This window comes from Proteus sp. Marseille-Q3619 (genome assembly GCF_965283115.1).
Genome location: NZ_CBDIMP010000001.1, coordinates 1,794,371 through 1,819,731, shown reverse-complemented (window position 1 = coordinate 1,819,731; position 25,361 = coordinate 1,794,371). Strand labels below are relative to the sequence as shown.

General features: G+C 38.7%; 26 protein-coding genes. 12 read left to right on the top strand and 14 right to left on the bottom strand.

Translation table 11 applies throughout. From position 1 onward, the window contains the following. Positions 1–24: 24 nt before the first annotated feature. Complete coding sequence (ubiA, locus tag ACWPWK_RS08355) at positions 25–879, top strand: 4-hydroxybenzoate octaprenyltransferase (protein WP_100159029.1); 855 nt, start codon at positions 25–27, stop codon at positions 877–879. Between the two features lie 103 nt (positions 880–982). On the opposite strand, the gene plsB is transcribed toward ubiA, so the two are convergent. Beyond that, positions 983–3,466, bottom strand: coding sequence for a glycerol-3-phosphate 1-O-acyltransferase PlsB (gene plsB / locus ACWPWK_RS08350; protein WP_109373156.1), 2,484 nt, complete (start codon positions 3,464–3,466; stop codon positions 983–985). A gap of 130 nt (positions 3,467–3,596) precedes the next feature. On the opposite strand from plsB, the gene ACWPWK_RS08345 reads away from it, so the two are divergent. From ACWPWK_RS08345 to ACWPWK_RS08330, 4 genes are all read left to right on the top strand, one after another. Then, positions 3,597–3,968 carry a diacylglycerol kinase gene (locus ACWPWK_RS08345; RefSeq protein WP_006536373.1) on the top strand — a complete coding sequence of 124 codons (372 nt, stop codon included), beginning with the start codon at positions 3,597–3,599 and terminating at the stop codon, positions 3,966–3,968. A gap of 127 nt (positions 3,969–4,095) precedes the next feature. Next, the gene (gene lexA / locus ACWPWK_RS08340; RefSeq protein ID WP_109373157.1) at positions 4,096–4,707 is read left to right on the top strand and encodes a transcriptional repressor LexA; all 612 of its coding nucleotides are present in this window, start codon (positions 4,096–4,098) and stop codon (positions 4,705–4,707) included. A gap of 161 nt (positions 4,708–4,868) precedes the next feature. Then, entirely contained in the window at positions 4,869–5,123 is a 255-nt protein-coding gene (locus tag ACWPWK_RS08335) for a type II toxin-antitoxin system RelB/DinJ family antitoxin (RefSeq protein ID WP_023583073.1), read from the top strand. 77 nt (positions 5,124–5,200) lie between these two features. Beyond that, on the top strand, positions 5,201–5,308 hold the full coding sequence (locus ACWPWK_RS08330) for a type II toxin-antitoxin system RelE family toxin (RefSeq protein ID WP_348271746.1): 108 nt from the start codon (positions 5,201–5,203) through the stop codon (positions 5,306–5,308). 46 nt (positions 5,309–5,354) lie between these two features. Here the strand turns inward: ACWPWK_RS08330 and zur are convergent, their stop codons facing one another. After that, complete coding sequence (gene zur / locus ACWPWK_RS08325; RefSeq protein ID WP_109373158.1) at positions 5,355–5,885, bottom strand: zinc uptake transcriptional repressor Zur; 531 nt, start codon at positions 5,883–5,885, stop codon at positions 5,355–5,357. A 191-nt stretch (positions 5,886–6,076) separates the two neighbouring features. Beyond that, entirely contained in the window at positions 6,077–6,604 is a 528-nt protein-coding gene (gene ssb1, locus ACWPWK_RS08320; RefSeq protein WP_088494417.1) for a single-stranded DNA-binding protein SSB1, read from the bottom strand. Positions 6,605–6,856: 252 nt separating this feature from the next. On the opposite strand from ssb1, the gene uvrA reads away from it, so the two are divergent. The 3 genes from uvrA (at position 6,857) to ACWPWK_RS08305 (ending at position 13,105) form a co-directional block, all read left to right on the top strand. After that, positions 6,857–9,691: an excinuclease ABC subunit UvrA gene (gene uvrA / locus ACWPWK_RS08315; RefSeq protein WP_109373159.1), complete on the top strand. Its 2,835-nt coding sequence runs from the start codon at positions 6,857–6,859 to the stop codon at positions 9,689–9,691. Between the two features lie 668 nt (positions 9,692–10,359). Continuing rightward, the gene (locus ACWPWK_RS08310; protein WP_109373160.1) at positions 10,360–11,691 is read left to right on the top strand and encodes an SLC5/6 family protein; all 1,332 of its coding nucleotides are present in this window, start codon (positions 10,360–10,362) and stop codon (positions 11,689–11,691) included. A gap of 64 nt (positions 11,692–11,755) precedes the next feature. Then, positions 11,756–13,105, top strand: a complete 1,350-nt coding sequence (locus ACWPWK_RS08305; RefSeq protein WP_109373161.1) for an L-cysteine desulfidase family protein — start codon at positions 11,756–11,758, stop codon at positions 13,103–13,105. A gap of 106 nt (positions 13,106–13,211) precedes the next feature. Here the strand turns inward: ACWPWK_RS08305 and ACWPWK_RS08300 are convergent, their stop codons facing one another. Genes ACWPWK_RS08300 through dnaB form a run of 3 tightly spaced genes read right to left on the bottom strand, consistent with a single transcriptional unit; the run spans position 13,212 to position 17,003 of the window. After that, complete coding sequence (locus tag ACWPWK_RS08300) at positions 13,212–14,408, bottom strand: amino acid aminotransferase (RefSeq protein WP_109373162.1); 1,197 nt, start codon at positions 14,406–14,408, stop codon at positions 13,212–13,214. Positions 14,409–14,461: 53 nt separating this feature from the next. Beyond that, positions 14,462–15,553 (bottom strand): alanine racemase, encoded by a 1,092-nt coding sequence (alr, locus tag ACWPWK_RS08295; protein WP_109373163.1) that lies wholly within the window; start codon positions 15,551–15,553, stop codon positions 14,462–14,464. Positions 15,554–15,593: 40 nt separating this feature from the next. Next, positions 15,594–17,003 carry a replicative DNA helicase gene (gene dnaB / locus ACWPWK_RS08290; protein WP_109373164.1) on the bottom strand — a complete coding sequence of 470 codons (1,410 nt, stop codon included), beginning with the start codon at positions 17,001–17,003 and terminating at the stop codon, positions 15,594–15,596. Between the two features lie 155 nt (positions 17,004–17,158). On the opposite strand from dnaB, the gene ACWPWK_RS08285 reads away from it, so the two are divergent. Both ACWPWK_RS08285 and ACWPWK_RS08280 read left to right on the top strand, forming a co-directional pair. Next, positions 17,159–18,142: a quinone oxidoreductase gene (locus ACWPWK_RS08285; RefSeq protein WP_109373165.1), complete on the top strand. Its 984-nt coding sequence runs from the start codon at positions 17,159–17,161 to the stop codon at positions 18,140–18,142. A gap of 191 nt (positions 18,143–18,333) precedes the next feature. Continuing rightward, positions 18,334–18,648: a hypothetical protein gene (locus ACWPWK_RS08280; RefSeq protein WP_109373166.1), complete on the top strand. Its 315-nt coding sequence runs from the start codon at positions 18,334–18,336 to the stop codon at positions 18,646–18,648. A gap of 46 nt (positions 18,649–18,694) precedes the next feature. Here the strand turns inward: ACWPWK_RS08280 and dusA are convergent, their stop codons facing one another. Next, a complete protein-coding gene (gene dusA, locus ACWPWK_RS08275; RefSeq protein ID WP_109373167.1) occupies positions 18,695–19,729 on the bottom strand; it encodes a tRNA dihydrouridine(20/20a) synthase DusA in 1,035 nt (344 codons plus the stop codon). Between the two features lie 96 nt (positions 19,730–19,825). Here dusA and ACWPWK_RS08270 point away from each other — a divergent pair, with 96 nt between their 5' ends. Then, positions 19,826–20,914: a tyrosine-type recombinase/integrase gene (locus tag ACWPWK_RS08270; protein WP_036904867.1), complete on the top strand. Its 1,089-nt coding sequence runs from the start codon at positions 19,826–19,828 to the stop codon at positions 20,912–20,914. Between the two features lie 18 nt (positions 20,915–20,932). Here ACWPWK_RS08270 and ACWPWK_RS08265 read toward each other — a convergent pair whose 3' ends face one another. The 3 genes from ACWPWK_RS08265 to ACWPWK_RS08255 form a co-directional block, all read right to left on the bottom strand. Further along, on the bottom strand, positions 20,933–21,082 hold the full coding sequence (locus ACWPWK_RS08265) for a hypothetical protein (protein WP_167392493.1): 150 nt from the start codon (positions 21,080–21,082) through the stop codon (positions 20,933–20,935). A 149-nt stretch (positions 21,083–21,231) separates the two neighbouring features. Beyond that, complete coding sequence (locus ACWPWK_RS08260) at positions 21,232–21,753, bottom strand: ImmA/IrrE family metallo-endopeptidase (protein ID WP_233063872.1); 522 nt, start codon at positions 21,751–21,753, stop codon at positions 21,232–21,234. Positions 21,754–21,774: 21 nt separating this feature from the next. Beyond that, entirely contained in the window at positions 21,775–22,131 is a 357-nt protein-coding gene (locus ACWPWK_RS08255; RefSeq protein WP_109373169.1) for a helix-turn-helix domain-containing protein, read from the bottom strand. 269 nt (positions 22,132–22,400) lie between these two features. On the opposite strand from ACWPWK_RS08255, the gene ACWPWK_RS08250 reads away from it, so the two are divergent. Next, positions 22,401–23,234 carry a DUF2971 domain-containing protein gene (locus ACWPWK_RS08250; RefSeq protein WP_198801291.1) on the top strand — a complete coding sequence of 278 codons (834 nt, stop codon included), beginning with the start codon at positions 22,401–22,403 and terminating at the stop codon, positions 23,232–23,234. Between the two features lie 41 nt (positions 23,235–23,275). Here the strand turns inward: ACWPWK_RS08250 and ACWPWK_RS08245 are convergent, their stop codons facing one another. The 4 genes from ACWPWK_RS08245 to ssb all read right to left on the bottom strand — a co-directional run bounded on the left by ACWPWK_RS08245 (position 23,276) and on the right by ssb (position 25,351). Continuing rightward, positions 23,276–23,521, bottom strand: a complete 246-nt coding sequence (locus ACWPWK_RS08245; RefSeq protein WP_109373170.1) for a pyocin activator PrtN family protein — start codon at positions 23,519–23,521, stop codon at positions 23,276–23,278. A 64-nt stretch (positions 23,522–23,585) separates the two neighbouring features. Next, entirely contained in the window at positions 23,586–24,059 is a 474-nt protein-coding gene (locus ACWPWK_RS08240) for a class I SAM-dependent methyltransferase (RefSeq protein ID WP_109373171.1), read from the bottom strand. Positions 24,060–24,107: 48 nt separating this feature from the next. Beyond that, the gene (locus tag ACWPWK_RS08235) at positions 24,108–24,785 is read right to left on the bottom strand and encodes a hypothetical protein (protein WP_109373172.1); all 678 of its coding nucleotides are present in this window, start codon (positions 24,783–24,785) and stop codon (positions 24,108–24,110) included. A 68-nt stretch (positions 24,786–24,853) separates the two neighbouring features. Then, positions 24,854–25,351 (bottom strand): single-stranded DNA-binding protein, encoded by a 498-nt coding sequence (gene ssb / locus ACWPWK_RS08230; RefSeq protein ID WP_109373173.1) that lies wholly within the window; start codon positions 25,349–25,351, stop codon positions 24,854–24,856. Between the last annotated feature and the right edge of the window lie 10 nt (positions 25,352–25,361).

Below are 25,361 nucleotides of genomic sequence, written 5' to 3'. Positions count from 1 at the left end.
GGGGAGCTAAAATTGGAGGGAAGTATGACGCAAAGTAAATGGCAAGCATATAGCCGTTTAATGCGTATAGATAAACCTATCGGAGCGCTATTATTACTTTGGCCAACTTATTGGGCTTTATGGATTGCCGCTAAAGGCTTTCCTGATTGGCATATTCTGATTGTCTTTACTATTGGCGTGTTCTCTATGCGTGCCGCTGGGTGTGTAATAAACGACTTTGCTGACCGGAAAATTGATGGCAGTGTTGAACGAACTAAAAATCGACCATTACCTAGTGGGGCTGTGACAGAAAAAGAGAGCAAAATTTTATTTATCGTTTTGGTACTCTTGTCTTTTGCATTAGTTTTGACACTTAATACTATGACTATTTGGCTCTCTGTGGCAGGGCTTGCACTGGCGTGGTTTTATCCTTTCGTTAAACGGTTTAGTAATCTGCCCCAGCTTATTTTAGGTATGGCTTTTGGCTGGTCAATCCCCATGGGATTTGCTGCCGTTTCTGAAAGTTTGCCATTAGTGTGTTGGTTATTATTCCTTGTCAATATTATCTGGTCTGTGGTTTACGATACACAATATGCAATGGTTGATCGTAATGATGATATAAAAATTGGGGTTAAATCTACCGCCATTTTATTCGGTCGTTATGACAAAATTATTATCGGTATTTTACAGCTGGTGATGTTGGCATTATTAGTGGGTATCGGTATTTTGCTGAATCTGAAAGGTATCTACTACTGGTCGTTATTGTTAGTAACAGCTCTGTTTATTTATCAACAGAAGCTTATTGCAGAGCGTGAAAGAGCACCGTGTTTCCAAGCTTTTATGAATAATAACTATGTTGGTTTTGTTTTATTTGCGGGCATTTTATTTAGTTATTTTTAACGTATCGTAAGTGCTAAATGATTATCTACGATTGAGTAGAAATAAAAAGGGATAAGCAATGAGCTTATCCCTTTTCTATTTCGGTCATGGCACTATTTGCTGATTATTCATCAGCTTTAGGCTCACTTTTTTCGTCAATAGTTTGTACTGAATTGTTATCTTCAGTGATCCCCACGCTTTCAATGGTTAAGCGAATTTCTGGTGACATTAATTTTGCAATCACTTGGTAAAGGGCAGATGCATCTGCTTTGAGAATATCTTCATTATCATTGAGATACCCTTCCTCACGTAGCGTTGAAACTAAAGTAGAGAATACCGCTTTATCAAAGAACTCAGGTGCGTTAATACCATGCAAGACTGAAAGACGTTGTGCCAAGATACGGCTCTCTTTTTCCAATAATGCACGGCTAATTTCAGGGGCAAAATTGAGTAAAGACAGCGTAATACCATAGCGTTGTAATGTTTCTCTGACGCTGGCGGCTAAAAGCTGTAATGGACGAATACGCGCAGGGTTGATACGTAGTAAGCCATCACTATCAGAACAAATTAGGCGTTGACGGCACAATTCTGCAATCAAAGTATTAATGACTTCAGGGAGTTCTTCTTTCTCATAACGAATAAATAGTTCCGCTTTAATAAGAGGGAAGATTAGCTCAACTTGTTTCATTAAATCATCACGATGAATTTTTTCATGATGTAAGATGATGCTGGCAATTAATGACGGAGTGACCATTAAGTGGATTGTGTTATTACGGTAATAAGTCATTAATACCGCGCTTTCACGAGGAAGTACCACAATATCACCCAGACTGTCTTTTTCGACTTGGAATTTATCTGATTGTAGAGCGTGTTCTAATAAGGTTTCAGCATTTTTATCAGACACAATCATATCTGTCGAATAAGGCACATTGCGTAATAATTGCAGATAACAATCGACCTGCTCTAACAGTTGCTCTCTTGTGAGTGCGCGCTGACGTGATGCCAGCAAGGCTGTTGAAACAAGGTTGATCGCATTAATCGATGCTGCATTATTGATATGAACCATAATGTTATCAGCTAGTGCGCTTACTGCTGGGTTCAACCAACTTGGACGCTGTGGCTCAATGGGATCAATATCATCACGCCATTGTGGTACAGCTTGATTTAAGTATTGTACAACAGAAATCGGCTCACCAAAGTTCACATAGCCTTGACCAAGGTTACGTAATTTACGTAATCCTCTGACCATCTGCATAAAACCTTCTTTCTCTTTTGTTGCTCCACGTAACTCTTTGGCATAGGTTGCCACTTCCATTACGTGCTCATACCCAATGTAAATTGGAACAACAGAGATAGGGCGTGTTTCACCACGTAACATAGCTTGTACCGTCATTGAAAGTGTCCCTGTTTTAGGATCTAACAATCGACCTGTACGAGAGCGTCCACCTTCAACAAAATATTCAATGGAGTAGCCTCGTGTAAATAGCTCACCTAAATATTCGCGGAAAATGGTGGAGTAAAGTTTGTTACCTTTAAAGGTTCTTCGGATAAAGAATGCCCCTAAACGGCGGAAAATCGGACCTGCTGGCCAGAAGTTGAGGTTAATACCTGCCGCAATATGTGGGGGTACTAAACCTTGGTGATAAAGCACATAAGAAAGCAGCAAGTAGTCCATGTGGCTACGGTGACAAGGAACATAAACGATTTCATGCCCATCTTGCGCGAGTTTACGCACGCGTTCGGCATTATAAACGTTAATACCTTGGTAGAGCTTATTCCATGTCCAACTTAATACGCGATCACTAATACGCACTGCTTCATATGAGAAATTAGCTGCAATTTCCTCCATGATATCAGTGGCATTTTTACGTGCTTTATCAAGTGAGATTTTCTTCGCTTTTGATTCATCTTCAATTGCTTTTTCAATGGCTTTCGATGAAAGCAATTTATTGAAGAGATCTTGGCGTGCTGGCAATTTAGGGCCAACTGCCGCTAAACGCTGACGTGAAAAATGGATACGCGCAACGCGAGCGAGTTTTCGAGCTATACTGGTGTCAGTGCCGTGTTCGTTCGCCATTTCACGCATTGATACAGTGGGTGAAAAACGAACAAAACTATCACGACCTAACCAGAGGATAGCGATAAATTTTTGGATACCGTTAAGCACACGTAAATGTGGAACACCATTATGGCCTTCACGACCTGGAGAGCGTCCAAACATCACAGAAACCGGCAACATCTCGATATCAAGATGTGGGTTATTACGATGTGCATCAAGATAAGCGTGGAATGTCTTCACGGAATCTTTTCGAGGATCGGGCGAGTAGTAACGGAATACTCTTGGGCCGTCATCAATAAAGACGTATGCAGGAAGTTTTGTTCCGCCTATTTCAATAGGTTGCAGTGGATCTGGCAATCCTAATGATAGACATTGCTGTCTTAAAGTCAGTAAGTCCGCCTTGGAATGATAAGGCAGAACATAAAGAAAAGATCGCGACGTATCTAACCCTAATTCTGTGATAGGATTAGTCGGAACTCGTTTGCTTTTTACCAGTAATTTTAGTGGTAAATTCAATGTGTTATAATATAGTTTACGCCAAGCTGACATAAATAGTTGTAGCCTCTTATTAGCAATACTTTGAAAGCATAACAGAAAGTCTTTCGTAGATCTGTGGTGCTGTGACAATATTAATAGAGAAAAGTGGCAAAATAATCGTTTGTTTTCGATAGAGTTTATTATGGCTAATCAAAATAAAGGTCTTACCCGAATCATTAAAGCTGGTGGCTATTCATACAAAGGCATTCGTGCCGCTTGGATTAATGAAGCCGCTTTTAGACAAGAAGCCATTGTGACCTTGGTTGCAATTATCCTTTCATTTTTCATCGATGTCAGTGGTCTAGAGCGCATTTTACTCATTGGTTCCGTTGTATTGGTTGTGATCTTGGAACTGGTAAATAGTGCAATAGAAGCCGTTGTCGATCGAATTGGATCTGAATACCACGAATTATCTGGACGTGCAAAAGATATGGGTTCTGCCGCCGTTCTGATTGCTATTATATTGGGATTATTTACTTGGGTAACCATTCTTTGGGGGCATTTCTTCGCATAAAGTTAAAAAATTCGATTTTTGTCGAAAAATAATCCAAAGATGCGTGTTTTATATTCATTTGAGGTTTCAAATCGTCATATACCTGTATATACTCACAGTCTGACTGTATAAACAAACAGGGGGCGGAATGAAAGCATTAACTGCAAGGCAGCAGCAGGTTTACGATTTGGTTCGTGATCACATTTCGCAAACGGGTATGCCACCAACACGGGCTGAAATAGCTTCCCAACTTGGGTTTCGCTCACCAAATGCGGCAGAAGAGCACTTAAAAGCTCTTGCTCGTAAAGGTGTGATAGAAATTGTCTCTGGTGCATCCAGAGGTATCCGTTTGCTAATGGAAGAAGAGCCAGAAGGATTGCCATTAATTGGGCGAGTCGCAGCTGGTGAACCACTTTTAGCGCAAGAGCATATTGAAAGCCATTATCAAGTTGACCCAATGCTATTTAAACCAAGTGCAGATTTTTTATTGCGTGTTAATGGTATGTCAATGAAAGATATCGGTATTATGGATGGCGATTTACTTGCCGTGCATAAAACGCAAGATGTTCACAACGGGCAAGTTATTGTGGCTCGTATTGAAGATGAAGTGACAGTAAAGCGCCTTAAGAAAAGCGGTAATAAAATTGAACTTCATGCAGAAAACCCAGAATTTTCACCTATTATCGTCGATTTACGCGAACAAAACTTTACTGTGGAAGGTTTAGCAGTTGGGGTTATTCGTAACGGTGAATGGCTGTAATTTGTACCAAAGTAAGTCAACACAACTTATTTTATAAAGATGCAGATGATGTGTAAAAGCACAAAATCATCTGCATTTTTTATTTTTTAATTTGTATAAAAAAACACCATTGCACTACAAATGTAATTACAATATGATGAGTTTTAATTATGGAGGTGTTTATGACAACAATACAAGTTAGAGTAGACGATGAGCTAAAAAAAGAAGCTTATCAAGTATTTGAAAAAATGAATCTATCTCCTTCAGATGCTATAAGATTGTTTCTACGTTATGTTTCTGAAAATGAAAAGTTACCTTTCTCTGAAGTTTCTGTCGTTGTTGGTGAACAAGATGAAGATGAGGATATTTTAGCTGTTGTACGTGAGCGTTTGAAGAAACCATGTAAACGTATAAGAGTAAATATTGATGATCTTTAATATTGAGTTTGATAAGCGTGCATTAAAAGAATGGCACGGGTTGCTATAAGATTAAATTACGAGCATCTGGTTTTCGATTGGTTTACCAAATAATTGATTCAGAAGTCGTTATTTTAGTTATTGCTATTGGTAAGCGTGAAGAAAGTAAAGCGTATTCATTAGCTGAAATGAGAATTCAAAAGTAGAACACGTATTAGCCAGCATTTAGCTGGCTTTTTGTATTTTATAAGCTTAACGAGGCTTATAGTCACCGGTTTTTTTCTGCTTAAGATTATCATCCATACTGTGATCATGATGACAACCTTCAGGATGGGTACACTCTTGTGCTTCGTGGCATTGTGAACATAAGCCATGAATTTCGATGACGCTATGTCGTAAATGAAATCCACTCTCTTGTGCCAGTAATGAAATCGAATTTTCGATTTTATGGCTATTTTTTTCAGTGACAGATAAACAACGGTCACAAATTAGCATTACTGATGTGTGTTCAACATCATCAAAATGATGACAAAGTACATAACTGTTGGTGGATTCTATTTTATGGATAAATCCTTGCTCAAGTAAAAACTCTAACCCACGATAAACCGTTGGCGGTTTTGCTTGTGGTTCAACTTGGCGTAGTAAATCCAATAAGTCGTATGCGCTGATAGCAGAAGGTTGCTGCACTATCAGACGCAATACTGCCAGACGTTGTGAAGTCAGGCGAACACCTCGTTTCTGGCAGATCTTTTCTGCCTGAGCGAGCAATTTCTCTTCATTCATGGGGATCAGATGCTCTCAGACGTTGTTAATGGCGCAGATCTTACCATATTTTTTGAAAGCAAACCTTTGTGTAAAGTGGGGTTTTGTGAAAATAACTTTTCATGGTGATCTATCATGATCATCAACAAAAAACCCAGCCTAAGCTGGGTTAATTTTTTAGATGGTTTTAGATAATTTTTTCTGAAATATGATCAGAACGGAATATCGTCATCAAAATCCATTGGTGGTTCATTGTTTGGTGCTGGTGCTGCTGCGGGTTGTTGTGCAGGACGAGATTGTGCGCCACCGCTAAATTGTTGTGATGCTTGTGGCTGTTGTGGTTGACCCCAACCGCCTTGGCCGCCTTGTGAAGGTGCGCCATCTTGACCACCACGGCCACCTAACATCTGCATTGAGCCACCGATATTGACCACAACTTCAGTGCTATATCTGTCTTGACCGCTTTGGTCTTGCCATTTACGTGTTTGTAATTGACCTTCGATATAAACTTGTGAACCTTTACGCAGATATTCGCCTGCAATTTCTGCCAGTTTGCCGAAAATTACCACACGGTGCCACTCGGTTTTTTCTTTCATTTCACCGGTTTGTTTATCGCGCCAGCTTTCTGATGTTGCCAGTGTCAGGTTTGCAACTGCACCACCACTTGGCATATAACGGATTTCTGGATCCTGCCCTAAATTACCGATAAGAATAACTTTGTTTACGCCTCTGCTCGCCATGTGCGGTACTCCTGCGAAAGTAAATTTTTTGAAATCATAAGCGAATAAGTTTATCACGTACGCTAAAATTTGAATATGACGCGTGATGAATTTCTCATTTGTGAACATTGTCGAAATTTTTTTGTCTCAAAATGACAGGTTTTCATCGTCATTCAATTTCACTATATATACTGTATATCCATTCAGTTAACTTTGTGTCATAATTATCCGATTCTTTCTTTTTCGGCGACTCTCTCAATCCGGGATATGTTCATGGATAAAATCGAAGTACGGGGCGCTCGCACCCATAATCTAAAAAATATCAATTTGGTCATTCCCCGCGATAAACTTATTGTTATTACGGGACTTTCTGGCTCTGGTAAATCCTCTTTAGCCTTTGATACGCTTTATGCAGAAGGACAGCGACGCTATGTCGAATCGCTTTCTGCCTATGCTCGTCAGTTTCTTTCGTTAATGGAAAAGCCTGACGTTGATCACATCGAAGGTTTGTCTCCCGCTATTTCGATTGAGCAGAAATCTACGTCGCATAACCCGCGTTCGACTGTGGGAACGATTACAGAAATTCACGACTACCTACGGCTCTTATTTGCGCGCGTTGGTGAACCTCGCTGTCCTGATCACGATATTCCATTAGCCGCTCAAACAGTTAGCCAAATGGTTGATAATGTACTTGAGCAGCCAGAAGGCAAGCGCTTAATGCTGTTAGCGCCTGTAGTGAAAGAGCGTAAAGGCGAGCATATTAAGTTACTCAATAATCTTGCTGCCCAAGGTTATATTCGTGCGCGTATTGATGGTGAAGTGTGTGATCTTTCTGATCCGCCGACATTAGAATTACAGAAAAAACATACCATTGAGGTGGTGATTGACCGTTTTAAAGTGCGTGACGATCTTGCCCAACGTTTAGCAGAATCTTTTGAAACTGCATTAGAACTTTCTGGTGGCACTGCTGTTATCTCTGATATGGATGATAGCAATGCAGACGATATTATTTTTTCTGCAAACTTTGCCTGTCCTGTTTGTGGTTATAGCATGAGCGAGCTAGAGCCTCGTTTATTCTCTTTTAATAACCCTGCTGGGGCTTGCCCAACTTGTGATGGCTTAGGTGTTCAGCAATTTTTTGATCCTGAATTAGTGATCCAAAATAGAGAGATTTCTCTTGCTGGTGGTGCAATTAAGGGATGGGATCGCCGTAACTTCTATTATTTCCAAATGCTTCGCTCATTGGGTGAACATTACCATTTTGATGTTGAAGCGCCGTTTGATTCGTTACCAGATAATATTCAAAAAGTTATTTTAACGGGTTCAGGCAAAGAGAATATTGAATTTAAATACACAAACGATCGTGGTGATGTCGTTGTTCGTCATCATCCTTTTGAAGGCGTATTAAATAATATGGAACGCCGTTACCGCGAGACAGAATCAAGCGCGGTACGTGAAGAACTTTCTAAGTATATTAGTAATCGTCCTTGTGCTTCATGTGGTGGTACGCGTTTACGCCGTGAAGCGCGCCATGTGTATGTTGAAAATACTACATTACCTGAAATTGCAGATTACAGCATTGGTCATGCGATGACCTTTTTCCAAAATCTCAAGCTCAGTGGTCAACGAGCAAAGATCGCAGAAAAAGTCTTAAAAGAGATTGGTGATCGACTAAAATTTTTGGTCAATGTAGGCTTAAATTACCTCACACTTTCTCGCTCGGCTGAAACCTTGTCAGGCGGTGAAGCGCAACGTATCCGTTTAGCCAGCCAGATTGGTGCTGGATTAGTTGGCGTAATGTATGTCTTGGATGAACCTTCAATTGGGTTACATCAACGAGATAACGATCGTCTACTTGAAACATTGATCCACTTACGTAATTTGGGTAACACGGTGATTGTTGTTGAACATGATGAAGATGCTATTCGTGCAGCAGATCATGTTATCGATATTGGCCCAGGCGCGGGCGTTCACGGTGGTGAAATTGTTGCTCAAGGTACGCTTGAAGATATCATCAATAATCCGAATTCATTAACAGGCAAATTCTTAAGCGGTGAACGCCGTATTGCTATTCCAGAGCAACGCGTTCCGATTGATCGTGAGAAAATGCTGACGATTTTAGGTGCTAAAGGTAATAACCTAAGAAACGTAAATCTGAAATTACCTGTGGGTTTATTTACCTGCATTACGGGCGTTTCAGGATCAGGTAAGTCAACGTTAATTAACGATACGCTATTCCCTATTGCACAACGCCAATTAAATGGTGCTACAAATAGTGTTCCTGCACCTTATTTAGACGTTGAAGGTTTAGAGCATTTCGATAAAGTCATTGATATTAACCAAAGCCCGATTGGTCGAACACCTCGTTCAAATCCAGCAACTTATACAGGGGTATTTACACCTATTCGTGAGTTATTTGCGGGTGTACCAGAATCGCGTACTCGTGGTTATACGCCAGGTCGTTTCAGTTTCAACGTAAAAGGTGGTCGTTGTGAGGCTTGCCAAGGTGATGGCGTAATAAAAGTTGAGATGCACTTTTTGCCTGATGTTTATGTACCTTGCGATCAATGTAAAGGTCAGCGTTATAACCGTGAAACCCTTGAAATAAAATATAAAGGAAAAAACATTCACGAAGCGTTAGATATGACCATTGAAGAGGCAAGGGAGTTCTTTGATGCTGTGCCAGCGCTGGCTCGTAAGTTACAAACATTGATTGATGTTGGTCTTTCTTATATTCGCTTGGGGCAATCAGCAACGACTTTATCGGGTGGTGAAGCACAGCGAGTTAAGTTAGCAAAAGAGTTGTCAAAACGTGGTACGGGACAGACTCTTTATATTCTTGATGAGCCTACAACAGGGCTTCACTTTGCTGATATTGAGTTGTTACTTGAAGTACTTCATCAATTACGTGATCAAGGTAATACCATTGTTGTTATTGAGCACAATCTTGATGTGATCAAAACAGCGGACTGGATTGTGGATCTTGGTCCTGAAGGCGGAAGTGGTGGCGGTCAAATTTTAGTGTCAGGCACACCAGAGCAAGTCGCAGAGTTTGAAGGCTCACATACTGCAAGATTCTTAAAACCAATCTTAGAGCGCGGTTATTAAGATCACACCGCTTATTCCCTTATGATCTAAGCGCTACGAACAATAAACTCTTTACGGTTTGTAGCGCACTTTCTTCAAGAAAAGTAAATCCATGGGATATGATAGAATTTAATTCTATCGAAAAAAGTATTCTCTTTGGGTTATACACTTCCTTATCTATTTTTATCTTATTAGCCGCCTATTTTTATAAAAAACAGATCAAATGGTTAATTATGCTGTTTAGTAACAGTATTTTAACCAAATACGAGATAACAAAGCTAAATAGAAAGGATTATCATAGTATATCGTGATAGACAGCACAGTTTATTTGGTGATTTGTTTCAATTGTTATACTTGACTATTATTGTATAACAATAGGTATTTTTCATTATTAATCAATTATTTATTTGTTTATAAAGGTTACAATAGAGGGAAGGTTATTATTTACTATGCTCTTTGAACAGATAATCCTATTTTTCTCCTTACGATAGAATTTTTTTCCAAATCATTTCGGGCTATCACGATTTATAACAACTTTTTTCTCCGTAATATTCCCTATCATTTACCCATAATAAATAATACCTGCAAAGAGTAAGGCTATTTCGACATCGCAATGTTAGATAGACTTTTTTTACCCCCAAAAATTCGTTTTGCTATTAACAATTACAATATAAAAAGTGAGTACTAATATGGAAACGGCTTCCTCAAAAATAGAGACAACAAGCTATCCCGCAACTAGTGCTGGCGCTCGCCGCGCAGGTATGACAGAACAAGAATGGCGTGCTGCAATTAAATTCGACGGCAATGATGTGGGCTGGGTTATCATGAGTATCGGTATGGCTATCGGTGCAGGTATTGTGTTTTTACCTGTACAGGTAGGTCTGATGGGATTATGGGTTTTCCTACTATCCTCGATCATTGGTTATCCTGCGATGTACCTTTTCCAACGCCTATTTATTAATACGTTGGCTGAATCTCCAGAGTGTAAAGACTACCCAAGCGTTATCACCGGTTATCTCGGTAAAAACTGGGGTATTTTATTAGGAGCACTCTACTTTGTGATGTTAGTCATTTGGATGTTTGTTTACTCAACGGCAATCACCAATGACAGTGCTTCTTACTTACAAACATTTGGTGTTACGGAAGGTTTACTGTCAGAAAACCCATTCTATGGTTTGATCTTGATTTGTGCTTTAGTCGCTATCTCTTCTCGTGGTGAACAATTACTGTTTAAAGTATCAAGCTTTATGGTACTAACTAAACTGTTTGTTGTTGCCGCGTTAGGGATCTCCATGATTGGTATGTGGCATCTTTATAACGTGGGTGCATTACCACCCGCTGGACGTTTAATCAAAGAAGCAATCATTACATTACCTTTTACCCTGACTTCAATTCTGTTTATCCAAACATTAAGTCCAATGGTTATCTCTTACCGTGGTCGTAATAAAAACCGTGAAGTTGCTCGCCACAAAGCGTTACGTGCAATGAACATCGCGTTCGGTGTGTTGTTCTGTACTGTTTTCTTCTATGCAATCTCATTCACATTAGCAATGGGTCATGATGAAGCAGTTAAAGCGTATGAACAAAATATCTCTGCATTAGCGATTGCTGCAAAATTCTTCCCTGGTGGTTGGGTAACTGTTGTAAGCGTTATGCTAAATATCTTCGCCGTAATGACTGCATTCTTTGGTGTTTACCTAGGTTTCCGTGAAGCGACACAAGGGATCGTTATGAATATTCTGCAACGCTATATTCCAGCAGAAAAAATCAACCAAAAATGGGTACAAAACGGCATCATGATTTTCGCCGTGCTTTTAGCATGGGGAGCAATCATCCTGAATGCGCCAGTACTGAGTTTTACCTCAATTTGTAGCCCAATCTTCGGTATGGTGGGTTGTCTTATCCCTGCATACTTAGTGTACAAAGTACCAATGTTACACAAATACAAAGGTGCGTCGCTCTACCTGATTATTTTTACCGGTTTACTGCTCGTTATCTCTCCGTTCTTGGCATTCTCATAGTCGCCAACTTCGGTTCTAGTTAGGCGTTGTTTTTAAAAACTAAATTAATCCAAGGTGTTAGATTATGAGCCAGAACAAAAATTCTCATTTATGGTCACAGTTTGTTCGTCAGTTACGTGAAGGTGTTAAGCCAGCAGTAGGTTGTACTGAGCCAATTTCATTGGCATTGGCAGCAGCGAAAGCAACTGCGCTTTTAGGCGAGCCTGTTGTTCGTGTCGAAGCTTGGGTTTCACCAAACTTGATGAAAAACGGAATGGGCGTAACAGTGCCGGGAACGGGAATGGCTGGGCTACCTATTGCAGCAGCATTAGGTGCGACAGGAGGAGATCCTGAGGCTGGGTTGGAGGTCTTGTTAAAAGCATCCGCTGATGCAGTTGCTCAAGCTAAAACACTGGTTGCTCAAGGTAAAGTCACAGTGGGTGTAAAAGCACCTTGTGAAGATGTTCTTTACTCTGAAGCGAAAGTGTATAGCCAATCTGGTTATGCCATCGTCAGTATCGCAAGGGAGCATACACATGTTGTTCGTTGTGAATGTAACGGTAACGTTGTTTTTGAGGAAGATAAATCAGCGCTTACCAATAATTGTGAATGTACTGATGAAAAACCTTTTACTGATGTTTGTGCTGAAGATATCTATAATTTCGCACTTAACGTGCCAGTGAGTGAAATTGAGTTTATGCTCAATGCTGCTCGTTTAAATGGCGCTTTATCAGAAGAGGGACTACAAAACACCTATGGATTAGCCATTGGTCGTACTTTAATTCTGCAACAAGAGAAAGGTTTGTTAGGTAAAGACTTACTTAATGAAATCATGATCAGAGCATCAGCTGCATCTGATGCTCGTATGGGGGGGGCGGTATTACCTGCAATGAGTAATTCAGGCTCAGGTAATCAGGGTATTGCCGCAACATTGCCTGTAATGGTGGTTGCTGAATTTATTAAAGCCGATGATGAAACCTTACTGCGTGCATTGGTTTTATCTCACTTAATGGCAATTTATGTTCATAGCCATTTTCCACCACTTTCCGCTCTTTGTGCTGCAACAACCGCTTCAATGGGAGCAGCCGCAGGAATGGCATGGTTACTCACAAAAGATTTCACCACTGTCAGTATGTCTATCAACAGTATGATTGGTGATATCAGTGGCATTATCTGTGATGGTGCATCGAATAGCTGTGCAATGAAAGTATCAAGTAGTGCAGCGAGTGCCTATAAAGCAGTATTAATGGCGATGCAAAATCAAAGTGTTGCGGGTACTGATGGTATTGTCAGTGACGATGTCGATAGTTCAATAGCGAATCTCTGTGCATTAGCCAGTCGTGCAATGCAACATACAGATATTCAAATCATTGAGATTATGGAAGAAAAAGCGCGTCGTAATGCTGGGGAAAAGAAGCAAGCTGTCAATATATAAAAGGCGAAAACCTAAAGCGACAGTGATGTTGTGATGCAGTAAAAAGAAATACCTGCTTATAAAAAATAGGCAGGTATTTTTTTATCATGGAATTGCGTTGATTAGATTAAATACTCACAGCCGCAAAGGCTTGCGCAATGCGCTGAACATTACTTGTATTAACACCTGCCATACAAACACGGCCAGTACCGACAAGATAAATACCAAATTCGTCACGTAATCTATCAACTTGCGCTTGTGTAAAGCCGGTATAGCTGAACATACCGCGTTGAGTTAATAGATGATCAAAATTCTTTTCAGGCAGAGCAACTTTTAAAGCTTCGACTAAAGTAACGCGCATCTCTTTAATGCGATCACGCATATGCGCGACTTCTTTTTGCCATTGTGCCGTTAAAACTTGGTCTGATAGCACTTTATTGACAATTTGCGCACCATAGTTTGCAGGGCTTGAGTAGATACGACGTACACCTGCTTTCAACTGACCTAATACATGTTCGCATTCAGTGGCATTTTCACACACAATTGATAAGCCGCCAGCACGTTCACCGTAGATCCCAAATATTTTTGAAAAAGAGTTACTGATAAGTATCGGTAATCCTGCTTTTGCCATAGTACGAATAGCGTAAGCATCTTCATCTAGATTTTCAGCAAAGCCTTGATAAGCAATATCTAAGAATGGAATTGCTTGGCGAGCTTTTAATACTTCAGTGACTTGATCCCATTGATCTTTAGTCAGATCAGAACCTGTTGGGTTGTGGCAACATGGGTGCATCAATACGATGCTTTTTTCAGGCAGCTTTTTAAAGCAATCGAGTAGAGCTTCAAATTTTACGCCTTTGGTTTCAGGATCAAAGTATGGGTAATAATTTACCTTGAAACCCGAGCCCGCAAAAATAGAAGCATGATTATCCCAAGTCGGATCACTTATCCACACTTCTGATCTTGGGAAATAGCGATGGAGAAAATCAGCACCTACTTTTAATGCGCCTGATCCACCTAATGTTTGGATTGTGGCAATTTTCTTTTCTGCAATTAGAGGATTATCTGCACCGAAAAGGAGATCTTGAATTTCGCTGCGATAAGGCGCCAGCCCTTCCATTGGTAAATAAAGTGTTGCGGTGGGGGTCATGGCATTAAGTTGCTGACGCGCAACAGAAACTGTTCCTAAAATAGGGGTCTTGCCTTCTTCGTCATAATAAAGACCAATGCTTAAATTAATTTTATCCTGACGTGGGTCTTTGTTATAAACATCCATCAATGAGAGAATCGGATCTCCCGGAAACGCTTCAACCTGTTGAAACACGGCTTCTTCTCCAATCACTTTTAGTGTGTCATAGGGATACAATATCGTGTGTATTATTGTTCGTCTAGGTATTCCATGATGACGCGCGAGGTTAATTTTGTAATCAACTCATAGGCGCTAATACCACTATATTTGGCAATTTCTTCTACGGGCAACACATCTCCCCATAAAATAGCTTCATCACCAACACTATCAATCAGTTCAGTCCCCAAATCGACGCTGATCATATCCATCGAAACTCTGCCAACAATAGGCACTTTTCGACCATTGATCCACACAGGAGTACCTGAAGGTGCACTGCGAGGATAACCATCGCCATAACCAATAGCGATCACACCAAGATAAGTGTCTTTTTCACTTACCCATGTTCCACCATAACCAACAGGTTCACCCGCTTTATGTTTACGAACAGCAATCAGGCTTGTTTTCAGTGTCATTGCAGGGGTTAAGCCAAAATCTTTACCTGTTCTTTCATCACCAGTAGGGGAGATACCATAAGTAATAATACCAGGGCGAACCCACTGATAATGAACTTGAGGCCAAAATAAAATACCCGCAGAAGCGGCGATAGACTTATCACCGGCTTTATCTTGAATAAAATCTTGAAATAATGTGATTTGTTTTTGTGTTGCTTCAGGAGCATCAGGCTCATCAGCGCGACTAAAATGGCTCACAATATTGACAGGTTGTTGTACATTTTTGCAGGCGGAAAGTCGTAAATAGAAGGCTTGCGCATCTTCAGGACGCACGCCTAAACGGTGCATCCCCGTATCGATTTTCATCCATACTTTGACGGGTTCATCTAAGTCGGCCTGTTCTAATGCTTCTAATTGTTCTTGGCTATGAACAACCGTTTCAATGTGGTTGACGACTAAAATAGGTAGGTCAACGATATCAAAAAAGCCCTCTAACAGAAGAATGGGCTTTACAATACCCCCACTTCGTAAGGTTAATGCTTCACCAATACGTGCAACACCAAAACAATCAGCATTGTCCATTAAGGTATATGCTGTTTCTAATAACCCATGACCATAAGCGTTTGCTTTCACGACAGCTATCAGGTGGCTATGTGGGGCATAGTCTCTCACATGCTGAAAATTGTGACGCAGAGCGCGGCGATCTATCACTGCGGTTGCCGCTTTCATATTATTCCAATACTTCCTTTAATTAAGTCAAGGTTAGTGATTATTCATCGTCGTAAGCAGGGCCCGCATAGTTATCAAAGCGTGACCATTGGCCGTTAAAGGTAAGTCTTACTGTACCAATTGGACCGTTACGTTGTTTACCGATGATGATTTCTGCAACCCCTTTTAAATCACTACTTTCGTGGTAAACCTCATCACGATAAATAAACATGATAAGGTCAGCATCTTGCTCGATAGAGCCAGATTCACGTAAGTCGGAGTTAACAGGGCGTTTATCAGCACGTTGTTCCAAACTACGATTTAACTGTGATAAAGCAACCACAGGAACTTGTAATTCTTTAGCTAACGCTTTTAAAGAACGAGAAATTTCAGCAATTTCTAATGTTCTATTTTCAGATAATGAAGGTACTCTCATTAGCTGCAAGTAGTCAATCATGATAAGGCTTAAACCGCCATGTTCACGATAAATACGACGAGCGCGAGAGCGAACTTCTGTTGGTGTTAAACCCGATGAGTCATCGATATACATATTGCGTTTTTCAAGCAAAATACCCATGGTGCTTGAAATGCGCGCCCAATCCTCATCATCAAGCTGCCCTGTACGAATTCTTGTCTGATCGACACGAGATAACGATGCCAACATACGCATCATGATTTGGTTGCCGGGCATCTCTAAGCTGAAGATAAGTACGGGTTTTTCTTCCGTCATTGCCGCATTTTCACATAAGTTCATGGCAAATGTGGTTTTACCCATAGAAGGACGTGCAGCAACAATAATTAAATCTGACTTTTGTAATCCTGCGGTTTTTTTATCAAGATCTTGATAACCACTTGAAACCCCTGTGACACCATCATGAGGTTTTTGATAGAGCTGTTCTATTTTTTCAACAGTCTCTTCTAAAATTGCATCTATTGCTTTAGGGCCTTCGTCTTTATTGGCGCGTGTTTCAGCAATTTGGAACACTCTTGATTCAGCAAAGTCGAGCAGATCTTCACTGGTGCGTCCTTGAGGATCAAAACCTGCATCTGCAATTTCGTTGGCAACTTTTATCATATCGCGAACAACCGCACGCTCTCGGACGATATCCGCATAAGCGTTGATGTTCGCCGCACTTGGCGTATTTTTTGAAAGTTCGGCTAAATAAGCAAAACCTCCTACACTGTCTAACTCCGCATTTTGTTCTAATGCTTCGGATAGCGTAATAAGGTCGATAGGCTTGCCTAATTCCAACAAACGTTGCATTTGCGAGAAAATAGTACGATGAGGTCGGCTATAAAAATCTTCGACGGTAACGCGTTCAGAAACATTATCCCAACGTTCATTATCTATCATCAGACCGCCTAACACGGACTGCTCTGCTTCCAGCGAATGGGGAGGTAGCTTTAATCCCTCCATTTGTCGGTCTTTAATATCAGACATCAGCTTGTCAGTGGTCTTGTTTCTGGCCATAAATCCTGCATAAAATCGAAAAAGTATCAGTCAGCGTATTAGTATACGCTAACCCAATTATCTGTGCCTTGTAGAAATAGCTATCCTTTGTCATTATCTCCAAAGGTCTTTTTGCGCTCGCTTATTTAACCTCTCATCCTACAAAGGAGATAGTAATGGCTAATCGTATTCAATTTGCAACTCATGGCGATGCAGATATTCTTGAGTTAGCAACATTTACACCAGCTCCTCTTGGCGATCATGAAGTTCAAGTTGCCAATAAGGCAATTGGTATTAACTATATTGATACTTATGTACGTAGCGGATTATATCCTGTAAGCCAATTCCCAAGTGGATTAGGCACTGAAGCTGCGGGCATTATTATCAAAACAGGCGCTAAAGTGACTTCACTAAAAGAAGGGGACAGAGTTGTGTATGCGCAATCTCCGCTAGGGGCTTATAGCGATACGCATAATGTACCAGAAAATAAAGTAGCACGTCTGCCTGATAATATCTCTTTTGAACAAGCCGCAGCTTCTTTCTTAAAAGGATTAACAGTTTATTATCTCTTCAATGAAACTTATAAATTACAAGCGGGCGAAACCTTCTTATTCCACGCAGCTGCTGGTGGCGTTGGTTTAATTGCCAGCCAATGGGCTAAGGCCATTGGTGCAAAAATGATTGGTACAGCAGGTAGCGATGAAAAAGTTGCCAAAGCAAAAGCCGCAGGTGCATGGGAAGTGATTAATTACCAGACTGAGTCGATTGTGGAACGTGTCTTGGCGCTAACTAATAACCAAAAAGTGCCTGTTGTTTATGACTCTGTTGGTAAAGCAACGTGGTTAGATTCGTTAGACTGCTTGCAACGCCGTGGCTTAATGGTGAGTTTTGGTAATGCATCAGGTGCCGTAACAGGTGTCGATTTAGGTATTCTTAATAAAAAAGGTTCTCTATATGTGACGCGCCCATCTATTTCGGGTTATATCACAACGCGTGAAGAGCTAGATGCTGCAAGTGAAGCGCTATTTGCATTAATTGGTAGCAGTAAAATTGATGTAAGTGTGCCAGATAATCAGAAATTTGCTTTAGCAGATGCGAAAGATGCTCATCGTTATCTTGAAAGTAGACAATCTCAAGGATCAAGTTTACTTATTCCTTAATTATTATTTGTAAAAACTAAAACCTATTTAAAATAAATTAAATAGGTTTTGAATATTTATTATTAATAAATATAAATAATTTCAAGTTTGATTATCAAAAAAAAGCCTTATTTTTATTTTAGATTTATTTTTAACTCTATCTCTTTTAATTTACGTTTTCGTGATTTTTATTAATAGAATATGGAGTGTTTATGCAAAAAGATGAATTAAAGGATTTTATTGATTTTATTTATGAAGATAATAAAGTCAGTAATGTTGAATTACAATTTATTCGTGATGTCGCAGATGAAAAAACAGAAGCATTATTTAAACGCCTTGGTGAAAATAATAATTTATCTGCATTCCAAAAATCAATGGATGTATCAGTTCAATTAATGCAAAATGCTTTTTTTGATATTAAAAAGAAAGAAGGAACAGAAGAAGGTAAACGTGAAGTTAAAGAAGCATTTGAATTTCAAATTGCTTATTTAGTTGCAAACTATAATCGCTTCTTCTCATTACTTTAATGAAAGTAAAACCAGCCCAATGTGGCTGGTTTTATTTTTAATATCGTTATTTTTCAGTTACAAATTTAAGTGCATTTTCTAAAACAGATAAATCAGCGCCCTGTTTATGGGCATTTTCACTTAAATGACGTCGCCATTGTCTAGCACCTGGAATACCTTGGAAAATCCCCAACATATGACGTGTAACATGACCTAAATAAGTACCTTGTGAGAGCTCTTTCTCAATATAAGGATACATTGCTCTTACCGCAGTGACTGCATCGACAATAGGTAGCTGGTTGTCAAAAAGCTCATGATCAACATGCGTTAGAATTGACGGGTTTTGATAAGCCTCACGACCTACCATAACGCCATCCATATATTTTAAGTGCTCTTTGGCTTCTTCTAGTGACTTAATACCACCGTTAATTGCCATAGTGAGATGCGAGAAATCGCGTTTTAATTGATAAACACGAGGATAATCTAAAGGTGGAACTTCACGGTTCTCTTTTGGACTTAAACCCGATAACCATGCTTTACGGGCATGAATAATAAAGGTATCGCAGTTATTATCACGGCTAACAGTATCAATAAAATCACATAGAAATTCGTAGCTATCTAGCTCGTCAATACCAATGCGAGTTTTTACCGTCACAGGAATATCAACGACATCACGCATGGCTTTCACACAATCTGCAACGAGTTGTGCATCTCCCATTAAACAAGCACCAAAGCGCCCATTTTGTACGCGATCTGAAGGGCAGCCCACATTTAAATTGATTTCATCATAGCCACGCTCTTGTGCCAATTTTGCACATTGCGCTAAAGCTTGAGGATCGCTTCCGCCTAACTGCAAAGAGACTGGATGTTCTTCTTCACTGTATTTTAGATAGTCGCCTTTACCGTGAATGATGGCACCAGTTGTGACCATTTCAGTATAAAGCAGTGTATTTTTACTGAGCTGACGAAAGAAATAACGACAATGACGATCAGTCCAATCGAGCATCGGCGCAACAGAAAACCTATTAAGTGGGTAATTGCCTTGAATAGCCTGTGTTTGCTTGTTTTTTAATGTTTTATCGGTTGGTGTATTTTCGTGCATTATAACCCATTTTAGTGTATTTTCTCTTTATCAGGACACCAGTGAGGACACCAAATTTTGGTGTCCCGCTGAGAGTGAGAGAGGATTTATATAGAGATGGCTTACTATACCATATCAAAACGTGATAGAGCAGATGGCACTGCTCGATACAGATGTTCTGTTTCGGTGAAAGCTGGTGGAAAGAGAATTTATAATGAAAGTAGAACGTTCACTAAACAAGCTCATGCAAAAACATGGGGAACTAAACGTGTTTTAGAGTTAGAGCAAAACGGCATACCAGATCCAACTGATGCAACAAAAATAACAGTCAGAGATTTACTGTTTAAATATTTAAATGATCCAGATCTTGGCGGGAAAGCAGGAAGAACAAAACGGTATGTTTTAGAAATGCTGTTTGATTCTGATTTGTCTAAATATGGGCTAACAGAGCTTACCGTTTCACATATTGTTGATCATTGCAGACATAGACACGCATCAGGTGCATCACCCTCAACCATTAACCATGATGTTAGTTATTTGACCTCGGTATTAAAATCGGCAAAACCTATCTATGGTATAGAATATACGGCTAATCCAGCGTATGAGGCACGCCCGTTACTCATTCAAATGGGATTGATTGGTAAATCGCAACGGCGTAGTCGTAGACCTCAAAAAGAAGAATTAAAACAACTAAGAGAAGCGCTTAAAAAACGAAGCGAACACAGAGAGTGCATTATCCCTTATGTTGATATTTTAGATTTTTCTATTCTTAGTTGCATGCGGATTGGTGAAGTGTGCAAAATTCTATGGGCAGACGTTGACGAGAAAAACAGATCAGTAATTGTTAGAGATAGAAAAGATCCGCGTAAAAAATCTGGCAATCATATGTCAGTTCCTTTGCTTGGTGATGCATGGACAATACTGAGTCGCCAACCAAAAACAAGTGATAGAATTTTCCCTTATAACCCTAAATCAGTTACTGCAGGTTTTCAGCGCACTAGGAACGCATTAGGAATTGAAGATCTTAGATATCATGATTTAAGAAGAGAAGGGGCTAGTCGTTTATTTGAAGCGGGCTTTAGTATTGAAGAGGTGGCTCAAGTTACAGGACATAGATCTTTAAATGTTCTTTGGCAGGTATATACAGAGTTATATCCCAAATCTCTACACGAAAAGTTTGAAAAAATAACATCAAAAAAGGCATGAAATTCATGCCTTTCTATTTTAGCATCTTACTAAAAATGCCCAAGCTTGATATCCGTATGCATGCGCATCTAATCTTTTACCAGATTTACCACGAACTTTACGGAATCTGCAAAATATCCAGCGAAAACCTTTTGGTGCTGGTTTGCTAGTAATTGGTTTTAAAGCCATTCATAAACACCTCCTTACCAAGAGAGATTTTTCTTGAGTTAACTTCCCTGAGGTGTTATTGTCAGGTTGTCACGAAGTAATTCAAGTAGTAACACTCTTAGGTTTGTTACTAAAAAAAGCCCTTGTTTAGCACCACCTAAACAGGGGTTTTATATTTTTTGCAACTGATATTCAGCTGCTTCTAGAGAAACTCCACACACCTGAGCGACTTCAATAGGTGTCATGTTTAATAGTATTTCTCTTTTGGTGGCAGGGATAAGTAACTCACCACTAAAACATTTTGCCTGCCATTCACTACTTTCAAACGCTCTTATTCGAACGTTAGGCATAGACCTAGCGAAAGATATATTTTTATGCATAAGTAAATGGCCTAGCTCATGTGCAACAGTCATCCTATCCCGACCATTTCCATTTAATGCTCCCTCATATATATCTTCCCTTAATATAATCTTGCTCTCTTGAGGTATTGTTAACCCGTGAGTTCCCGGCATATCTTCAATGGGCATTATACTGAGCTCATAATCATCAATAAGACGAGGTAATCCAAATTCAACAAATTCCATTATAGGAAAGTGTAAGTTTGTAATACCTAACCTGCTCCTTATTTGATGAGCTAGCGTCCTTATATCCCTTCGATTTAGAGAGGGAACTCTATAATCTTGACCACTCAAGAGGCCTCCTTAGTTTAAGTATTATTCATTTTTATTCAAAATACTTTGTAAACGAGATAAATCTTCTGCACTTAAATCGTCAAAATTTCTGGCGAACGCAATAGCCACATCTCTTGCTCTTTCTTGTCTACCTAACAAGCTAATCTCCACTGTTTGCTGAGATTCATCGGCTGCCTTTATCAATTTTTCTTTCACATCACCACTTGCTTGGAAAAATTTTATTATATTTTCTAAAATCTGATTTGTGACAGCTCTTTTGCCAGTTTCAATCGCTGAAAGGTAAGAAGATGTCATGTTCATTGACTCAGCCATACTTTTTAAAGTAATGCCTAAATCAATCCGCATTTTCCTTACAGTCTTACCGAACGGCGTTAACATTTTGTGACTCCTCAATTAAAAAATAAGGTAAAAATACCCTACGCTTTGATATTAACAAAATGAGTTATTGAAATCAACATGTTTTGTTGATTTTTTTTCATTTGCTGTTTCTTTTGTTTTAAATCAATATGTTATATTTTCCCATGATATGGTGTTTTTAGATACTTAAGTATAATTATGATGCAATAAAGTATGGTTTTGGTAAATATTAAAAACTCTAATATCATGATGATAACTATTATTCATGTAAGATTAAGAGGGAATAAATAATGGGTGTTGAAGTTGGTGAAGGTTTGAGTGATGAAATGACTTTATGGAGATATATGTCTATTGACAAGTTAATAGACCTTTTCAGTAAGAATAAGCTTTTTCTTACACCACTTTCTATTTATCAGGAAACAGATCCATTTGAAGGTTATGCCCCGCAAATTGTCTTAAAAGAATATCATAAAACGATAAACACTGTTTTTAATGAAGAGTGTTGTGCAGCAACTAATCAATTTAATCATGACGATAAAATAAGAAACTTGATAGAGGATAAATTTAAAGAAAGTAAAGAAATAGTAACTTCCATGTATTATAAAATAATGAAATCATGTATTGTCAATTGTTGGTATCATAATGATTTCGAATCAGAGGCTATGTGGAAGTTATATTCTGATAGTGGAAAAGGAATTGCCATCAAGACTAACGTTACTTCTCTGGTTAATTCTTTAAGTGGAAACGATGAACTTTCTTTAAGGCTAGGTAAAGTCAAATATTTTAATTTTTTTGACACAAACTTAAAACATGAAGATTGTTTAGTGGATGGTTCAACGTCTCCATTATTGAAACGTAAAGAATATGAGCATGAAAATGAAGTTAGGCTTTATCTAGTTCCTAAGCCTGAAGATTGGTATACATATGAACCAATTCCTTTTTTTCTAGATGTTAATGTATCGACTTTAATCGAAGAAATATATATATCTCCTTATGTAGGAGAACCATTTACTTCTAGTGTTTATAAAATATGTGAATTATTTGGAATCCCTGAAAGTAAAATAAAAAAATCGAAACTTTTAGATGATTATAAAGAAGCGATGAGAAAATTTATTGAGGCTTAATGGTTACAATTGGCTGTATCAATTATACAGCCAAATACAATTTATTGTAATGATTTGAATTCTATTTTAGCTAATTCTCGTTTTTTATCTATCCATTCAGCCAAATCAACAATATGTACTAATCGGCCAGATTTTTGATTATCTCTATATGTTGGAAACGGTAATTCTCCAAGATTAGCTTTTTTATCAGCCCAGGATGGCGATATGCTAAGGAACTTCTCAGCAACTACAGATAACGGGATTTGAGACGTTTCATATTCTGCCATTAATAAAAATACTGTATTCATATATTCTCTCCACACTGTCCGTACACAGTTTAAATAGATATTAGTTAATGCTGGTGGTAATTATTTACTGATTTCCTTTATAGAACGCCATCCAATGTGTTTTATCGTTTTTCCCTACACGCTGAACGGCAGTTGGTTTTTCATTAGTTAAAACTAATATTTGTTTAACTGGTATTTGAGTTTCATTCCACTTAAACAATAAGGTTCCATTTGGCTTTAACACACGAAATGCTTCAGCAAATCCTTTTTTTAAATCTTCTTTCCATGAGTCTTTATTTAACGAACCGTATTTTTTAAACATCCAGCTATTTTTACCAACTCTAATTAAATGAGGAGGGTCAAATAGCACCTGATAAAATGTATTATTAGGAAATGGAAGATTTTTAAAATAAGAAATCACATCAGGTGTTATATTTAAAATTCTCCCGTCACATAAAATATGTTCTTCAGCTCTAATGTCATTAAATAAAACACGGTCATCTTGTTTATCAAAATAAAACATACGAGAGCCACAACACATATCAAGTATTGGCTTCATTATATCCTCTGAAATTAGGTATAAAAACCGCGCTAGTACTAAAATATTTTATAATTTATCTTTAATTTTATTAACGTCATCAATAAACTCTTGAAATTTTACTGAAAAACCATCTAAAAAAAGCAGTTTCATTTTTATAGGTTGTGTGTTTGATTTTAATGTTGACAAAATATAACTTTGAAATGATTTTTCAAAATCATCAGAAATATAATTCATTTCTTCTGTTAATTGTATGACTTTATCAGATGTTAAATGTCTTAATTTCATGGCTTCTTTTATAAATTCTCTGTTGTTTGTTCTTATCCTATCGCAATAAACCAAATCCCCGTCATCATCTTTTGCCGTTAACATGTATCCAACGTTATCATTATAATCTAATTCTATTTCTTCATAGTGAGTTCTATATTCACTATCTAGGAATTTTTTTATATCTGAGATTGTTTTTAAATGACCTTTAATATCCAAGATGATATATCTTTTTACTATATCATCTTTATTTTTTTGCATTCTATCTTCTCTATTTTTTTGATGAATATATACACCAATGGTAGATAAAATACCAAGTGAAGAAACAAAACTAAAGAAAGATGATACTTTACTATCTAAACTTATTTTTTCAGAGTAATAGATAAAAGAAAAACCACAGAGGAATACAGTAACGAATAATATAATTATAAATGACCATGTTAGTACAAAAGTTAAACAGCTCTCACCTTTATTAGACATAACCCCTCCTTAATGAAAGTGGAAATCATACCCACATCCATGCGACTATTCTACTGGCATAACATCACCTAAAGCACATTAATTAAATGGCGTGGATGCATAAGCCCAATCGGAGCAAAAGGAATATCATCGTCAAAATCCATTGGTGGCTGATTGCTTTTGGCTTGAGGTTGAGCTGGTGGCTGATTTTGCTGTGCCGGTTGTGAACCTACTGATTTACTAGCACCGCCTAACATCTGCATTGAACCGCCAACTTTTACAGCAATTTCTGTTGTATAACGTTTAACGCCGTTATCATCCCACTCGCGCGTTTGTAGTTGGCCCTCGATATAAACTTGTGAGCCTTTACACAAATAGCCACTGGCGATATCTGCAAGCTTTCCAAACAAAACAACACGATGCCATTCTGTTTTTTCGCGGTTTTCACCCGTTTGTTTATCACGCCATTTTTCACTTGTGGCCACAGCCAAATTGGCAACAGCACCACCAGAAGGCAGGTAGCGAATTTCAGGATCACGACCTAAATTGCCAATGAGGATTACTTTGTTTACTGATCCGTTAGCCATTTTCAGTTAT

Bases quoted from the DNA above. Each gene is read 5' to 3' on its own strand.
- zur (WP_109373158.1), bottom strand. From the start codon at position 5,885: ATGAATGAAGAGAAATTGCTCGCTCAGGCAGAAAAGATCTGCCAGAAA.
- dnaB (WP_109373164.1), bottom strand. From the start codon at position 17,003: ATGGCCAGAAACAAGACCACTGACAAGCTGATGTCTGATATTAAAGAC.
- ACWPWK_RS08305 (WP_109373161.1), top strand. From the start codon at position 11,756: ATGAGCCAGAACAAAAATTCTCATTTATGGTCACAGTTTGTTCGTCAG.
- ACWPWK_RS08335 (WP_023583073.1), top strand. From the start codon at position 4,869: ATGACAACAATACAAGTTAGAGTAGACGATGAGCTAAAAAAAGAAGCT.
- ACWPWK_RS08285 (WP_109373165.1), top strand. From the start codon at position 17,159: ATGGCTAATCGTATTCAATTTGCAACTCATGGCGATGCAGATATTCTT.
- ACWPWK_RS08240 (WP_109373171.1), bottom strand. From the start codon at position 24,059: ATGAAGCCAATACTTGATATGTGTTGTGGCTCTCGTATGTTTTATTTT.
- ssb1 (WP_088494417.1), bottom strand. From the start codon at position 6,604: ATGGCGAGCAGAGGCGTAAACAAAGTTATTCTTATCGGTAATTTAGGG.
- ubiA (WP_100159029.1), top strand. From the start codon at position 25: ATGACGCAAAGTAAATGGCAAGCATATAGCCGTTTAATGCGTATAGAT.
- ACWPWK_RS08345 (WP_006536373.1), top strand. From the start codon at position 3,597: ATGGCTAATCAAAATAAAGGTCTTACCCGAATCATTAAAGCTGGTGGC.
- ACWPWK_RS08250 (WP_198801291.1), top strand. From the start codon at position 22,401: ATGGGTGTTGAAGTTGGTGAAGGTTTGAGTGATGAAATGACTTTATGG.
- ACWPWK_RS08280 (WP_109373166.1), top strand. From the start codon at position 18,334: ATGCAAAAAGATGAATTAAAGGATTTTATTGATTTTATTTATGAAGAT.
- ACWPWK_RS08245 (WP_109373170.1), bottom strand. From the start codon at position 23,521: ATGAATACAGTATTTTTATTAATGGCAGAATATGAAACGTCTCAAATC.
- ACWPWK_RS08235 (WP_109373172.1), bottom strand. From the start codon at position 24,785: ATGTCTAATAAAGGTGAGAGCTGTTTAACTTTTGTACTAACATGGTCA.
- alr (WP_109373163.1), bottom strand. From the start codon at position 15,553: ATGAAAGCGGCAACCGCAGTGATAGATCGCCGCGCTCTGCGTCACAAT.
- lexA (WP_109373157.1), top strand. From the start codon at position 4,096: ATGAAAGCATTAACTGCAAGGCAGCAGCAGGTTTACGATTTGGTTCGT.
- ssb (WP_109373173.1), bottom strand. From the start codon at position 25,351: ATGGCTAACGGATCAGTAAACAAAGTAATCCTCATTGGCAATTTAGGT.
- ACWPWK_RS08265 (WP_167392493.1), bottom strand. From the start codon at position 21,082: ATGGCTTTAAAACCAATTACTAGCAAACCAGCACCAAAAGGTTTTCGC.
- ACWPWK_RS08270 (WP_036904867.1), top strand. From the start codon at position 19,826: ATGGCTTACTATACCATATCAAAACGTGATAGAGCAGATGGCACTGCT.
- ACWPWK_RS08255 (WP_109373169.1), bottom strand. From the start codon at position 22,131: ATGTTAACGCCGTTCGGTAAGACTGTAAGGAAAATGCGGATTGATTTA.
- uvrA (WP_109373159.1), top strand. From the start codon at position 6,857: ATGGATAAAATCGAAGTACGGGGCGCTCGCACCCATAATCTAAAAAAT.
- dusA (WP_109373167.1), bottom strand. From the start codon at position 19,729: ATGCACGAAAATACACCAACCGATAAAACATTAAAAAACAAGCAAACA.
- plsB (WP_109373156.1), bottom strand. From the start codon at position 3,466: ATGTCAGCTTGGCGTAAACTATATTATAACACATTGAATTTACCACTA.
- ACWPWK_RS08310 (WP_109373160.1), top strand. From the start codon at position 10,360: ATGGAAACGGCTTCCTCAAAAATAGAGACAACAAGCTATCCCGCAACT.